Origin of the sequence: Pantoea sp. ACRSB (assembly GCF_022346905.1) — a bacterium.
Lineage (GTDB): Bacteria > Pseudomonadota > Gammaproteobacteria > Enterobacterales > Enterobacteriaceae > Pantoea > Pantoea piersonii.
Window position 1 is genome coordinate 1 of sequence record NZ_JAKRNL010000014.1, and the last position, 13,702, is coordinate 13,702.

The window sequence follows — 13,702 nt, forward strand, 5'->3', positions numbered from 1 at the left end:
TTAGCGCGGCGGTCCCACCTGACCCCATGCCGAACTCAGAAGTGAAACGCCGTAGCGCCGATGGTAGTGTGGGGTCTCCCCATGCGAGAGTAGGGAACTGCCAGGCATCCATACAGAAAAGTCCCCTGCTGACGCAGGGGGCTTTTTTACGTCTGTCGATCGGCGATAAAGGCATTTCCCGGCGCGACACCATCAAAACTTCCCTACAAGCCTGAACTGATGCGGTAAACTATGCGCAGATAACTTAGTTAAGGCCGCACAATGTCCCACCAGTATCCTTCTCTGCAAGCTGACAATACCCTTGGTCTTGCGATCCGCGCACGCGATCGTATTCTCGCTGAGACGCCAGAAATGATCCTCAGCGCCTGGCGAAACGCCAGAATGAAGAATGAGCCCTTTATTCTGCTGGGCGAAGGCAGCAATGTGCTTTTCCTGGAAGATTTTGCTGGTACCGTTGTCCTCAACCGGATTAAAGGCATCGATATTCAGGAGCAGGACGACGCCTGGAAGCTTCATGTCGGCGCCGGTGAAAACTGGCATGCGCTTGTTGAGGCGACCTTGAAGAAAGGGATCCCCGGACTCGAAAATCTTGCGCTTATTCCCGGTATGGCGGGTTCGGCACCGATACAAAATATTGGTGCCTATGGCGTTGAGTTCAGGGATGTCTGCGAGTATGTCGACGTACTTAACCTTGATACGGGGGCGACACAGCGTCTGCATCGCGAAGAGTGCGCTTTCGGTTACCGCGACAGCATCTTTAAGCATCAATATCAGCAGGGATATGCCATTGTCGCCGTTGGACTCAGCCTGAATAAACGCTGGCAGCCGGTGCTCACCTACGGCGATTTAACGCGCCTGAATCCCGCTACGGTTACCGCCTGGGAAGTCTTCCACGCTGTTTGCCATATGCGGCAGAGTAAACTGCCCGATCCACGCGTGACGGGTAATGTTGGTAGCTTCTTCAAAAACCCGCTGATAAGCCTCGAGCGGGCAGAAAAGCTGAAGCTTGCCTGTCCCGATATGCCCTGTTATCCGCAGGGAAACGGCGAAGTAAAACTGGCGGCGGGCTGGTTGATCGATCAATGCCAGCTGAAAGGATTTCGCATCGGCGGCGCGGCGGTGCATCAGCAGCAGGCGCTGGTGCTCATCAATGCTGAACACGCCACCTCGCAGGATATTGTCGCCCTGGCGAAAACCGTACGTGAACGCGTCGGACAAAAATTTGATGTATGGCTTGAGCCCGAAGTTCGATTTATCGGGGCACAGGGCGAGTGCAATGCTGTAGAGGCAATTATATGAAAGACCATAGCATCCCGTTAAAGCTGGTTGAGATACTTTCAGATGGAGAGTTTCATTCCGGCGAACAGCTCGGCGAATCACTGGGGATGAGCCGCGCTGCGATCAACAAGCATATTCAGACGCTTAAAACCTGGGGACTGGATATTTATACGGTAACGGGTAAAGGTTATAGCCTGCCGGCACCGATGCAGCTGTTGAATGAAGAGGCGATCCTCGCACAGCTTCATCAACCTAATCTGGCCATCATCCCCGTTATCGATTCAACGAACCAGTATCTGCTCGAGCGGATGAACGAGCTGCAATCTGGTGATGCCTGTATTGCTGAATATCAGCAGGCTGGGCGCGGGCGGCGGGGAAGACAATGGTTCTCGCCTTTTGGCGCCAATCTTTATCTGTCGATGTACTGGCGTCTGGAACAAGGGCCAGCGGCGGCGATGGGGTTGAGCCTGGTTATCGGCATCGTGATAGCGGAGACGCTGCAGCAGCTGGGCGCGCAGGACGTACGCGTGAAGTGGCCTAACGATCTCTATCTGCAGGACCGCAAACTGGCGGGCATCCTGGTTGAACTGACGGGGAAAACGGGTGATGCGGCGCAAATTGTTATGGGCGCGGGCATCAATCTGGCGATGCGCGGCGCGGACGCGACGCAGATTAATCAGGGCTGGATTAACCTGCAGGAAGCGGGGATCGCAATTAATCGAAACGACCTTGCCGCAAAGCTGATTAACAGCCTGCGCGAGGCGCTGCCGATATTTGAACGTGACGGGTTAGCGCCTTTTACCGAACGCTGGAAGGCTCTGGATAACTTTTTTAACCGGCCGGTGAAGCTATTGATCGGCGAACGTGAAATTCACGGTATCGCGCGTGGAATAGATAAGCAGGGTGGATTACTGCTTGAGCAGGATGGCGAAGTAAAATCCTGGGTGGGCGGGGAAATATCCCTTCGTCCGCAGTAAATAAAAAAGCCTGCGCGATGCAGGCTTTTTTAATGCTTATTTTCTCAGTCGGACCCGGTCGACCGCATGATTGCCGCCTTTGGTCATAATCAGGCTCGCTCTTTCACGCGTAGGCAGTATATTTTCTTTCAAATTCAGCCAGTTGATCTCTTTCCACAGCCCAGTGGCAATTTGTACGGCCTCTTCTTCAGAGAGCTGCGCATAATGGTGAAAGTAAGAGTCGGGATCGGTAAAGGCACCCTGACGGAATTTCAAAAAACGATTGATATACCAGCGCTGCAGCAAGTCTTCAGGCGCATCCACGTAGATAGAAAAATCAACAAAGTCAGAAACAAAAACGTGGTGGGGATCGTGCGGATAATCCATTCCGCTCTGCAACACATTCAATCCCTCAAGGATTAATATATCCGGCTGATGCACGACTTTGTCGCCATCCGGTATGACATCGTAAACCAGATGAGAATAGACCGGCGCCGTCACCTGACTGGCGCCTGATTTCAACGCCGAAACAAAGTTAACCAGCCGGTGCATATCATAGGACTGCGGAAAGCCTTTCTTCTTCATCAGGCCGCGCTCTTTCAGCACTGCGTTAGGATGCAGAAAGCCATCCGTGGTGATGAGCTCTACTTTGCGATGTTCCGGCCAGCGGCTCAGCAGGGCCTGCAGGACGCGCGCGGTGGTGCTTTTACCCACGGCCACGCTGCCGGCAATGCTGATGATATAGGGGATTTTTTGCCCGTCAGTTCCGAGGAACTGCTCAAGCACCGCCTGGCGGCGTAAGTTGGAGCTGATATAGAAGTTAAGCAGGCGCGACAGGGGAAGGTAGATCTCTGCCACTTCCTCCAGAGACAAATCCTCATTAATGCCTTTAAGCTGCGCGATCTCCTCTTCAGTTAAGGTCATCGGCACAGAATTACGCAGGGCGGCCCACTGCTTACGCGTGAACTCCAGATAGGGCGTGGTCAGAGGTGAATTCTTTTTATTCATAAGTATGCGTCTGACTGCAGATTCAGGCTTATTCATAGCACGCAGATAAAAAACCCGTAGCGATATGAAATCTATAGCTGCATGTCACAAAGTCTTTACTGAGAACAATGGGCTGGAGGTTAACATCAGTGTGACAATAAAAAGAAGAAAAATGATAAATCCGCGCACGCTTTCGCAAGCGGCTGCGCATAAGGGCGGCTTCAGGCGAAGCAAGTGATGTGATTATCTGTCGTGCTGACATCGCGATTTGCGCCTGACGCTGCATATTGTCAGCATTGCAAATGCGCGCCTGAAAGAAATTTTATTTTTTTCTGAAGCTAAGTGAGCAAAAAGAGAGCGCTTCTGGCGTCGGGCAAGTCAAACAGGCGCAATAAAAATCGCGCCGCCGCTCGCTAAAAACAGCCGGAACCGCCTAATTTTTCTCCGCAAAAACGCTAAAATGCGAGGATTTGCACAAATAGTAAGCGATAGAGTAATTTCAGCGATTTTTTTGTTGCATCCTGTCCCCGACCTTCCTAGAATGCGCGTCACTTGATGCCGGCTTAGCTCAGTTGGTAGAGCAACTGACTTGTAATCAGTAGGTCACCAGTTCGATTCCGGTAGCCGGCACCATCAAGTAGGTGGGATTCCCGAGCGGCCAAAGGGAGCAGACTGTAAATCTGCCGTCACAGACTTCGAAGGTTCGAATCCTTCTCCCACCACCATCTCAACCCTCTCGGTTGGGAGCAGATAAACAGCCTGTTTGTCTGTCGGTGAGTCACTTCTCTCACCCTAAATTCAAACTGCGCTTCGGCACAGTTAAAGTCGGTCAGTAACGCTGGCAGACTTCGAATAGTAGGGGAACATCTCTTATTATTCACAAGCTACAGAAAGAACAGGTAGCCGAGTTCCAGGATGCGGGCATCGTATAATGGCTATTACCTCAGCCTTCCAAGCTGATGATGCGGGTTCGATTCCCGCTGCCCGCTCCAGATGTGCTGATATGGCTCAGTTGGTAGAGCGCACCCTTGGTAAGGGTGAGGTCCCCAGTTCGACTCTGGGTATCAGCACCACTTCCTTTATCTCCTCCCTGATTCTCTCTCTGTAAATCCTGCATTCAGGCACAGCCTGGTTGATGTGATGATATCTTTGATATATCCGTGTCTTAGAGGGACAAGCGATGGCTAAAGAGCAATTTCAACGTAACAAACTGCACGTAAACGTGGGCACCATCGGTCACGTTGACCACGGTAAAACCACCCTGACTGCAGCTATCACCACCGTTCTGGCTAAAACCTACGGCGGCCAGGCTCGTGCATTCGACCAGATCGATAACGCGCCGGAAGAGAAAGCACGTGGTATCACCATCAACACTTCTCACGTTGAGTATGAAACCCCGACTCGCCACTACGCGCACGTTGACTGCCCGGGCCACGCCGACTATGTGAAAAACATGATCACCGGTGCTGCTCAGATGGACGGCGCTATCCTGGTTGTTGCTGCGACTGACGGCCCGATGCCGCAGACCCGTGAGCACATCCTGCTGGGTCGTCAGGTTGGCGTTCCTTACATCATCGTGTTCCTGAACAAGTGCGACATGGTTGATGACGAAGAGCTGCTGGAACTGGTTGAGATGGAAGTACGTGACCTGCTGTCTCAGTACGACTTCCCGGGCGACGACACCCCGATCGTTCGCGGTTCTGCGCTGAAAGCGCTGGAAGGCGACGCAGAGTGGGAAGCGAAGATCGTTGAGCTGGCTGGCCACCTGGATACCTACATCCCGGATCCGGTTCGTGCTATCGACCTGCCGTTCCTGCTGCCGATCGAAGACGTATTCTCAATCTCTGGCCGTGGTACCGTTGTTACCGGTCGTGTTGAGCGCGGCATCGTGAAAGTAGGCGACGAAGTTGAAATCGTGGGTATCAAAGACACCGCGAAATCAACCTGTACCGGCGTTGAAATGTTCCGCAAACTGCTGGATCAGGGTCAGGCTGGTGAGAACGTGGGCGTTCTGCTGCGTGGTATCAAGCGTGAAGAGATCGAGCGTGGCCAGGTACTGGCTAAGCCGGGCTCAATCAAGCCGCACACCACTTTCGTGTCAGAAGTATACGTTCTGTCTAAAGAAGAAGGCGGTCGTCACACTCCGTTCTTCAAAGGCTACCGTCCGCAGTTCTACTTCCGTACTACTGACGTGACTGGCAACATCGAACTGCCGGAAGGCGTTGAGATGGTAATGCCGGGCGACAACATCAAAATGACCGTAACTCTGATCCATCCGATCGCGATGGACCAGGGTCTGCGCTTCGCAATCCGCGAAGGCGGCCGTACCGTTGGCGCGGGCGTTGTTGCTGAAGTTATCGCTTAATTACGATAATATTTGACGCAATGCATACGAAGAGGGCATCATTTGATGCCCTTTTTGCACGCTGTTACATAGAACCTGGCTCATCAGTGATTTTCGGTCATAATCATTGCTGAGACAGGCTCTGTTGCGCGGCGTAGGATACCGAGTTACGCCCAAAAGCTCATTCGGTTTGGATGCCTCGCCTTGCGGGGCAAAATAGTTTCTGAATTATTGTGGCAGGTTGGTTTATGAGTGCGAATACCGAAGCTCAAGGGAGCGGGCGCGGCCTGGAAGCGATAAAGTGGCTGGCTGTTGTTGCGTTGCTGCTGGTAGCCATCGTAGGCAATTATATTTATCGCGACGTGACGCTGCCTCTGCGCGCGCTGGCTGTCGTGGTGCTGATTGCGGCTGCGGGCGGCATTGCGCTGCTGACGGTCAAAGGCAAAGCAACTGTGGCTTTTGCACGTGAAGCACGCACTGAAATGCGTAAGGTCATTTGGCCGACTCGCCAGGAAACGCTGCATACCACGTTAATCGTTGCCGCGGTTACAGCCGTGATGTCACTGATTTTGTGGGGGCTGGATGGTATTCTGGTCCGTCTGGTATCGTTTATCACTGGCCTGAGGTTCTGAGATGTCTGAAGCTCCAAAAAAACGCTGGTACGTCGTGCAGGCGTTTTCCGGCTTTGAAGGCCGCGTAGCACAGTCGCTGCGCGAGCACATCAAATTGCACAACATGGAAGAGCTCTTCGGCGACGTCATGGTTCCTACTGAAGAAGTGGTAGAGATCCGCGGCGGTCAGCGTCGTAAAAGCGAGCGCAAATTTTTCCCAGGCTACGTGCTGGTACAGATGGTGATGAATGACGCCAGCTGGCACCTGGTGCGCAGCGTGCCGCGCGTGATGGGTTTCATCGGCGGTACTTCTGACCGTCCTGCGCCGATCAGCGATAAAGAAGTGGATGCGATCATGAACCGCCTGCAGCAGGTGGGTGACAAGCCGCGTCCGAAAACGCTGTTCGAACCGGGCGAAATGGTACGCGTCAACGACGGTCCGTTTGCCGACTTCAACGGCGTGGTCGAAGAGGTGGATTACGAGAAGAGCCGCCTGAAAGTTTCCGTTTCTATCTTTGGCCGCGCAACGCCGGTCGAACTGGACTTCGGACAGGTGGAGAAAGGTTAATCACCTTGTTCACATTTTGACTCTTGCAGCAGGCGCGAAATTTAACTATAATTTCGCGCCTTTTGTTTTTATGCGCTGGCAACAGCGTGTGAACTGTTATCACGGGGAGCCTGTTTTTCAGGCGTTATACCCAACTGAGGAAAAATCATGGCCAAGAAAGTACAAGCCTACGTCAAGCTGCAGGTTGCAGCGGGTATGGCTAACCCGAGCCCACCGGTAGGTCCGGCTCTGGGTCAGCAGGGCGTTAACATCATGGAATTCTGTAAGGCGTTCAACGCTAAAACCGAATCCCTGGAGAAAGGTCTGCCTACTCCGGTTGTTATCACCGTATACAGCGACCGTTCTTTCACCTTTGTTACCAAAACTCCGCCGGCCGCCGTTCTGCTGAAAAAAGCAGCGGGCATCAAGTCTGGTTCTGGTAAGCCGAACAAAGATAAAGTCGGTAAAGTAACTCGTGCTCAGGTACGTGAAATCGCAGAAACCAAAGCTGCGGACATGACTGGTGCTGACGTAGAAGCGATGACTCGCTCTATCGAAGGTACTGCTCGTTCCATGGGCCTGGTAGTAGAGGACTAAGAAATGGCAAAGCTGACCAAGCGCATGCGCGTGATCCGTGACAAAGTTGATGCGACCAAACAGTACGACGTCACTGAAGCTGTTGCTCTGCTGAAAGAACTGGCTACCGCTAAGTTTGTAGAGAGCGTGGACGTTGCCGTTAACCTCGGCATCGACGCACGTAAATCTGACCAGAACGTTCGTGGTGCGACCGTTCTGCCGCACGGTACTGGTCGTTCAGTACGCGTTGCTGTCTTTACCCAGGGCGCAAACGCCGAAGCTGCTAAAGCAGCTGGCGCTGAACTGGTAGGTATGGAAGATCTGGCTGACCAGATCAAAAAAGGCGAAATGAACTTCGACGTAGTTATCGCTTCTCCGGATGCGATGCGCGTTGTTGGCCAGTTAGGCCAGGTTCTGGGCCCGCGCGGCCTGATGCCAAACCCGAAAGTCGGTACTGTAACCCCGAACGTTGCTGAAGCGGTTAAAAACGCGAAGGCTGGTCAGGTTCGTTACCGTAACGACAAGAACGGCATCATCCACACTACCATTGGTAAAGTGGACTTCGACGCTGACAAGCTGAAAGAAAACCTGGAATCTCTGCTGGTTGCGCTGAAAAAAGCAAAACCTGCTCAGGCGAAAGGCGTTTATATCAAGAAAATCAGCCTGTCTACCACCATGGGCGCTGGCGTTGCCATCGACCAGGCGGGTCTGAACGCAGTAGCAAACTAATTGCTGCTTGAAACGGGCGAAAAATTCACCTAGAATCTTACGCCCGTTGTTCTGGTAAAACAGACACTGAATTTATATCTCGCTGTGACCGGCGCTTTTGCTTAGGCAGGTAACGGAAACAGCGGGGTAGGTTGGAGCCAGGCCTTTCCTGGCCTCCGTCCAAGACCGCAGGCGCGGCCCATCCTCGGATGAGACGCTTAATCCCCTGCGTAGACGGTGACAGAGCCAAAAAGAATTTTTTCTGAACTGGATTCTGCTCACCGTGTTTTAGCGCTTACTTTCCCTTGGGTCGGTAAGTGAAGTGAGTTCCGGAGAAATCCATCTCCGGCCAAAATCCAGGAGCAAAAGCTAATGGCATTAAATCTTCAAGACAAACAAGCGATTGTTGCTGAAGTCAGCGAAGTAGCCAAAGGCGCGCTGTCAGCGGTTGTTGCGGATTCTCGCGGCGTTACCGTTGATAAAATGACCGAACTGCGTAAAGCAGGTCGTGAAGCTGGCGTTTACATGCGTGTTGTTCGTAACACCCTGCTGCGCCGCGTCGTTGAGGGTACTCAGTTCGAGTGCCTGAAAGACACGTTTGTTGGTCCGACCCTGATTGCATATTCTATGGAACACCCGGGCGCTGCTGCTCGTCTGTTCAAAGATTTCGCGAAAGCGAATGCAAAATTTGAGGTCAAAGCTGCAGCCTTTGAAGGTGAGCTGATCCCGGCGGCACAAATTGACCGTCTGGCAACGCTGCCGACTTACGAAGAAGCACTGGCACGTCTGATGTCGACCATGAAAGAAGCCGCTGCTGGCAAACTGGTCCGCACTCTGGCTGCTGTTCGCGATGCAAAAGAAGCGGCTTAAGGCCAGATTCTTTTCTTTCGCACTTGCTAACGTATAAACTTTTTCTGATTCTTAGGAACAATTGTCATGTCTATCACTAAAGATCAAATTCTGGAAGCCGTTGCCGCTATGTCCGTAATGGAAGTAGTTGAGCTGGTTTCTGCTATGGAAGAAAAATTCGGCGTTTCTGCTGCTGCTGCTGTAGCTGTAGCTGCTGGCCCGGCTGAAGCTGTTGAAGAGAAAACTGAATTCGACGTCGTTCTGAAATCTGCTGGCGCGAACAAAGTAGCTGTAATCAAAGCCGTTCGTAGCGCAACTGGTCTGGGCCTGAAAGAAGCCAAAGACCTGGTTGAAGCAACTGGCGTGATCAAAGAAGGCATCAGCAAAGACGACGCAGCTGCACTTGAAGCTGCTCTGAAAGAAGCTGGCGCAGAAGTTGAAGTTAAGTAAGACAACCCTTGGGTTGCAGTCTGAGTAATATCAGGCTGATGGCTGGTGACTTTTCGGTCACCAGCCTTTTTGCGCTCAAGAGCCTTGATGGGGTTTCGCACTGTTTGTCCATCGCTGCTCTTCAATATCTTTTTCTATCGACGACTTAATATACTGCTTTCCTGCGCGGGTTCCCTGCCCATGCTAAGGCAATGAAATGATTTAAGAGTGATAGAAAGATGTATTGCATGTGACCTCTGTGTCGCATGAATCAAACAAAATAGTGTTGCATGAACTGTCCTTCAGGACGGACAGCGTGGGTCGACTTGTCAGCTAGCTGAGGAACCCTATGGTTTACTCCTATACCGAGAAAAAACGTATTCGTAAGGATTTTGGTAAACGTCCGCAAGTACTGGACATACCTTATCTCCTTTCTATCCAGCTTGACTCGTTCCAGAAGTTCATCGAGCAAGATTCAGAAGGTCAGTACGGACTGGAAGCAGCTTTCCGTTCCGTCTTCCCCATTCAGAGTTACAGCGGTAACTCCGAGCTGCAATACGTCAGCTACCGTCTGGGCGAACCTGTCTTTGACGTTAAAGAGTGTCAGATTCGTGGCGTGACGTTCTCTGCTCCGCTGCGCGTCAAACTGCGTCTGGTGATCTACGAGCGCGAAGCGCCGGAAGGCACCGTAAAAGACATTAAAGAACAAGAAGTGTACATGGGCGAAATTCCGCTCATGACCGACAACGGTACCTTTGTTATCAACGGTACTGAACGCGTTATCGTTTCTCAGCTGCATCGTAGTCCTGGCGTCTTCTTCGACAGCGATAAAGGTAAAACCCATTCATCGGGTAAAGTGCTTTATAACGCACGTATTATTCCTTATCGCGGTTCATGGCTCGACTTCGAGTTCGACCCGAAAGACAACCTGTTCGTACGTATCGACCGCCGTCGTAAGCTGCCGGCCAGTATCATTCTGCGCGCGCTGAACTACACCACTGAGCAGATCCTTGACCTGTTCTTTGAAAAAGTGGTGTTCGAGATCCGCGACAACAAGCTGCAGATGGAACTGGTGCCTGAGCGCCTGCGTGGCGAGACTGCCTCTTTCGACATCGAAGCTAACGGCAACGTCTACGTTGAGAAAGGTCGTCGCATCACTGCGCGCCACATTCGTCAGCTGGAAAAAGATGGCATTCAGCACATTGAAGTGCCAGTTGAGTACATCGCGGGCAAAGTGGTCGCGAAAGATTACATCGACGAGAGCACCGGCGAACTGATCGTTCCGGCTAACATGGAACTTTCCATGGATCTGCTGGCGAAGCTGAGCCAGGCAGGTCACAAGCGTATCGAAACGCTGTTCACCAACGACCTGGATCACGGCCCGTACATCTCTGAGACCCTGCGCGTTGACCCGACCAACGATCGCCTGAGCGCGCTGGTTGAGATCTACCGCATGATGCGTCCTGGCGAGCCGCCGACGCGTGAAGCTGCCGAGAACCTGTTCGAGAACCTGTTCTTCTCAGAAGATCGTTACGATCTGTCGGCTGTTGGCCGCATGAAGTTCAACCGTTCGCTGCTGCGTGATGAGATCGAAGGCTCAGGCATTCTGAGCAAAGAAGACATCATCGACGTGATGAAGAAGCTGATCGATATCCGTAACGGTAAAGGCGAAGTGGACGATATCGACCACCTCGGCAACCGTCGTATTCGTTCAGTTGGCGAAATGGCGGAAAACCAGTTCCGCGTTGGCCTGGTTCGCGTAGAGCGTGCGGTGAAAGAGCGTCTGTCCCTGGGCGACCTCGACACGCTGATGCCGCAGGATATGATCAACGCCAAGCCGATTTCGGCGGCGGTGAAAGAGTTCTTCGGCTCCAGCCAGCTGTCACAGTTTATGGATCAGAACAACCCGCTGTCTGAGATTACGCACAAACGTCGTATCTCTGCACTGGGCCCAGGCGGTCTGACGCGTGAGCGCGCCGGCTTCGAAGTTCGAGACGTACACCCGACGCACTACGGTCGCGTATGTCCAATCGAAACTCCTGAAGGTCCGAACATCGGTCTGATCAACTCGCTTTCTGTGTATGCACAGACTAACGAGTACGGTTTCCTGGAAACCCCGTATCGTCGCGTTATCGACGGCGTGGTCTCTGATGAAATTCATTACCTCTCTGCGATTGAAGAGGGTAACTACGTTATCGCTCAGGCGAACGCCCAGCTGGATGAAGAAGGTCACTTTGTTGATGATCTCGTCACCTGCCGTAGCAAAGGCGAATCGAGCCTGTTCAGCCGCGATCAGGTTGACTACATGGACGTTTCCACCCAGCAGGTGGTTTCCGTCGGTGCGTCGCTGATCCCGTTCCTGGAGCACGATGATGCTAACCGCGCCCTGATGGGTGCGAACATGCAACGTCAGGCTGTTCCTACTCTGCGTGCTGACAAGCCGCTGGTAGGTACCGGTATGGAGCGCGCGGTTGCGGTCGACTCTGGCGTAACAGCCGTAGCGAAACGTGGCGGTACCGTTCAGTACGTTGATGCTTCTCGTATCGTTATCAAAGTTAACGAAGATGAGATGTATCCGGGCGAAGCGGGTATCGACATCTACAACCTGACTAAGTACACCCGTTCTAACCAGAATACCTGCATCAACCAGATGCCGTGTGTGTCGCTGGGCGAGCCGGTCGAGCGCGGCGACGTGCTGGCTGACGGTCCGTCAACCGACCTGGGCGAACTGGCGCTTGGCCAGAACATGCGCGTCGCGTTCATGCCGTGGAACGGTTACAACTTCGAAGACTCCATCCTCGTTTCCGAGCGTGTGGTTCAGGAAGACCGTTTCACCACCATCCATATTCAGGAACTGGCGTGCGTGTCTCGCGACACCAAGCTGGGGCCAGAAGAGATCACCGCTGATATCCCGAACGTGGGTGAAGCTGCGCTCTCTAAACTGGATGAATCCGGCATCGTTTATATCGGTGCGGAAGTGACCGGCGGCGACATTCTGGTGGGCAAGGTAACGCCGAAAGGTGAAACCCAGCTGACGCCGGAAGAGAAACTGCTGCGCGCTATCTTCGGCGAAAAAGCGTCTGACGTGAAAGATTCGTCACTGCGCGTGCCGAACGGCGTTTCCGGTACGGTTATCGACGTACAGGTCTTTACCCGCGATGGCGTGGAAAAAGACAAGCGTGCGCTGGAAATCGAAGAGATGCAGCTGAAGCAGGCGAAGAAAGACCTGTCTGAAGAACTGCAGATCCTTGAAGCGGGCCTGTTCGGCCGTATCCAGGCGGTGCTGATCTCCGGCGGCGTTGAAGCCGACAAGCTCGACAAGCTGCCGCGCGAGCGCTGGCTGGAGCTGGGCCTGACCGACGAAGAGAAGCAGAACGCGCTGGAGCAGCTGGCTGAGCAGTACGACGAACTGAAGCACGAGTTTGAGAAAAAACTCGAAGCCAAGCGTCGTAAGATCACCCAGGGCGACGATCTCGCGCCGGGCGTGCTGAAAATCGTCAAAGTCTACCTGGCCGTTAAACGTCAGATTCAGCCTGGCGACAAGATGGCAGGCCGTCACGGTAACAAAGGTGTTATTTCTAAGATCAACCCGATCGAAGATATGCCTTACGACGAGAACGGCACGCCGGTCGACATCGTACTGAACCCGCTGGGCGTACCGTCACGTATGAACATCGGTCAGATCCTGGAAACGCATCTGGGTATGGCGGCGAAAGGTATCGGCGACAAGATCAACGCCATGCTGAAGCGTCAGGAAGAAGTCGCGAAACTGCGCGAATTCATCCAGCGTGCCTATGACCTGGGCGCGGACGTGCGTCAGCGCGTCGACCTCAACACCTTCTCTGATGATGAAGTGTTGCGTCTGGCTGAGAACCTGAAAAAAGGTATGCCGATCGCTACGCCAGTGTTTGACGGTGCGAAAGAGAGCGAAATCAAAGAGCTGCTGCAGCTGGGCGATTTGCCGACTTCCGGCCAGATCACGCTGTTTGACGGCCGTACCGGCGAGCAGTTCGAGCGTCCGGTTACTGTGGGCTACATGTACATGCTGAAACTCAACCACCTGGTTGATGACAAGATGCATGCGCGTTCCACCGGCTCTTACAGCCTGGTTACTCAGCAGCCGCTGGGTGGTAAAGCACAGTTTGGTGGTCAGCGCTTCGGTGAGATGGAAGTGTGGGCGCTGGAAGCATACGGCGCGGCATACACCCTGCAGGAAATGCTTACCGTTAAGTCTGATGACGTGAACGGTCGTACGAAGATGTATAAAAACATCGTCGACGGCAACCATCAGATGGAACCGGGCATGCCGGAATCCTTCAACGTACTGTTGAAAGAGATTCGCTCGCTGGGCATCAACATCGAGCTGGAAGACGAGTAAGCACTCGCAAGTACTGGTTATGGGGCGCGGAGTTTCGGC

11 protein-coding genes, 4 tRNA genes and 1 rRNA gene are annotated in these 13,702 nt (G+C 53.2%); 15 read left to right on the top strand and 1 reads right to left on the bottom strand.

Annotation, left to right across the window (positions count from 1 at the left end; translation table 11 throughout):
* From rrf to birA, 3 genes are all read left to right on the top strand, one after another.
* A 5S ribosomal RNA gene (gene rrf / locus MHZ89_RS21635) occupies window positions 1-106 on the top strand; the annotation flags it as partial.
* A gap of 155 nt (window positions 107-261) precedes the next feature.
* Window positions 262-1,299 carry a UDP-N-acetylmuramate dehydrogenase gene (gene murB / locus MHZ89_RS21640; protein WP_311784579.1) on the top strand — a complete coding sequence of 346 codons (1,038 nt, stop codon included), beginning with the start codon at window positions 262-264 and terminating at the stop codon, window positions 1,297-1,299.
* Complete coding sequence (gene birA / locus MHZ89_RS21645) at window positions 1,296-2,255, top strand: bifunctional biotin--[acetyl-CoA-carboxylase] ligase/biotin operon repressor BirA (RefSeq protein WP_126690836.1); 960 nt, start codon at window positions 1,296-1,298, stop codon at window positions 2,253-2,255. Before murB ends, birA begins: the two co-directional genes overlap by 4 nt.
* A gap of 36 nt (window positions 2,256-2,291) precedes the next feature.
* Here the strand turns inward: birA and coaA are convergent, their stop codons facing one another.
* Complete coding sequence (gene coaA, locus MHZ89_RS21650) at window positions 2,292-3,242, bottom strand: type I pantothenate kinase (protein ID WP_033756003.1); 951 nt, start codon at window positions 3,240-3,242, stop codon at window positions 2,292-2,294.
* A 536-nt stretch (window positions 3,243-3,778) separates the two neighbouring features.
* Here coaA and MHZ89_RS21655 point away from each other — a divergent pair.
* From MHZ89_RS21655 to rpoB, 12 genes are all read left to right on the top strand, one after another.
* Window positions 3,779-3,854: transfer RNA gene (locus MHZ89_RS21655), tRNA-Thr, on the top strand.
* 7 nt (window positions 3,855-3,861) lie between these two features.
* A tRNA-Tyr gene (locus MHZ89_RS21660) sits at window positions 3,862-3,946 on the top strand.
* A gap of 192 nt (window positions 3,947-4,138) precedes the next feature.
* A tRNA-Gly gene (locus MHZ89_RS21665) sits at window positions 4,139-4,213 on the top strand.
* Between the two features lie 5 nt (window positions 4,214-4,218).
* Window positions 4,219-4,294 (top strand) — tRNA-Thr (locus tag MHZ89_RS21670).
* Between the two features lie 107 nt (window positions 4,295-4,401).
* Entirely contained in the window at window positions 4,402-5,586 is a 1,185-nt protein-coding gene (gene tuf, locus MHZ89_RS21675) for an elongation factor Tu (protein ID WP_224481567.1), read from the top strand.
* Window positions 5,587-5,813: 227 nt separating this feature from the next.
* Complete coding sequence (gene secE, locus MHZ89_RS21680) at window positions 5,814-6,197, top strand: preprotein translocase subunit SecE (protein ID WP_033755817.1); 384 nt, start codon at window positions 5,814-5,816, stop codon at window positions 6,195-6,197.
* A gap of 1 nt (window position 6,198) precedes the next feature.
* A complete protein-coding gene (gene nusG, locus MHZ89_RS21685; RefSeq protein ID WP_012439920.1) occupies window positions 6,199-6,744 on the top strand; it encodes a transcription termination/antitermination protein NusG in 546 nt (181 codons plus the stop codon).
* Window positions 6,745-6,891: 147 nt separating this feature from the next.
* A complete protein-coding gene (gene rplK / locus MHZ89_RS21690) occupies window positions 6,892-7,320 on the top strand; it encodes a 50S ribosomal protein L11 (protein WP_013507401.1) in 429 nt (142 codons plus the stop codon).
* A gap of 3 nt (window positions 7,321-7,323) precedes the next feature.
* A complete protein-coding gene (gene rplA, locus MHZ89_RS21695; RefSeq protein WP_311784580.1) occupies window positions 7,324-8,028 on the top strand; it encodes a 50S ribosomal protein L1 in 705 nt (234 codons plus the stop codon).
* 351 nt (window positions 8,029-8,379) lie between these two features.
* Window positions 8,380-8,877: a 50S ribosomal protein L10 gene (rplJ, locus tag MHZ89_RS21700; protein ID WP_011091858.1), complete on the top strand. Its 498-nt coding sequence runs from the start codon at window positions 8,380-8,382 to the stop codon at window positions 8,875-8,877.
* Between the two features lie 66 nt (window positions 8,878-8,943).
* Window positions 8,944-9,306 (top strand): 50S ribosomal protein L7/L12, encoded by a 363-nt coding sequence (rplL, locus tag MHZ89_RS21705; protein ID WP_033793155.1) that lies wholly within the window; start codon window positions 8,944-8,946, stop codon window positions 9,304-9,306.
* 328 nt (window positions 9,307-9,634) lie between these two features.
* Window positions 9,635-13,663 carry a DNA-directed RNA polymerase subunit beta gene (rpoB, locus tag MHZ89_RS21710; RefSeq protein WP_311784581.1) on the top strand — a complete coding sequence of 1,343 codons (4,029 nt, stop codon included), beginning with the start codon at window positions 9,635-9,637 and terminating at the stop codon, window positions 13,661-13,663.
* Window positions 13,664-13,702: the final 39 nt, after the last annotated feature.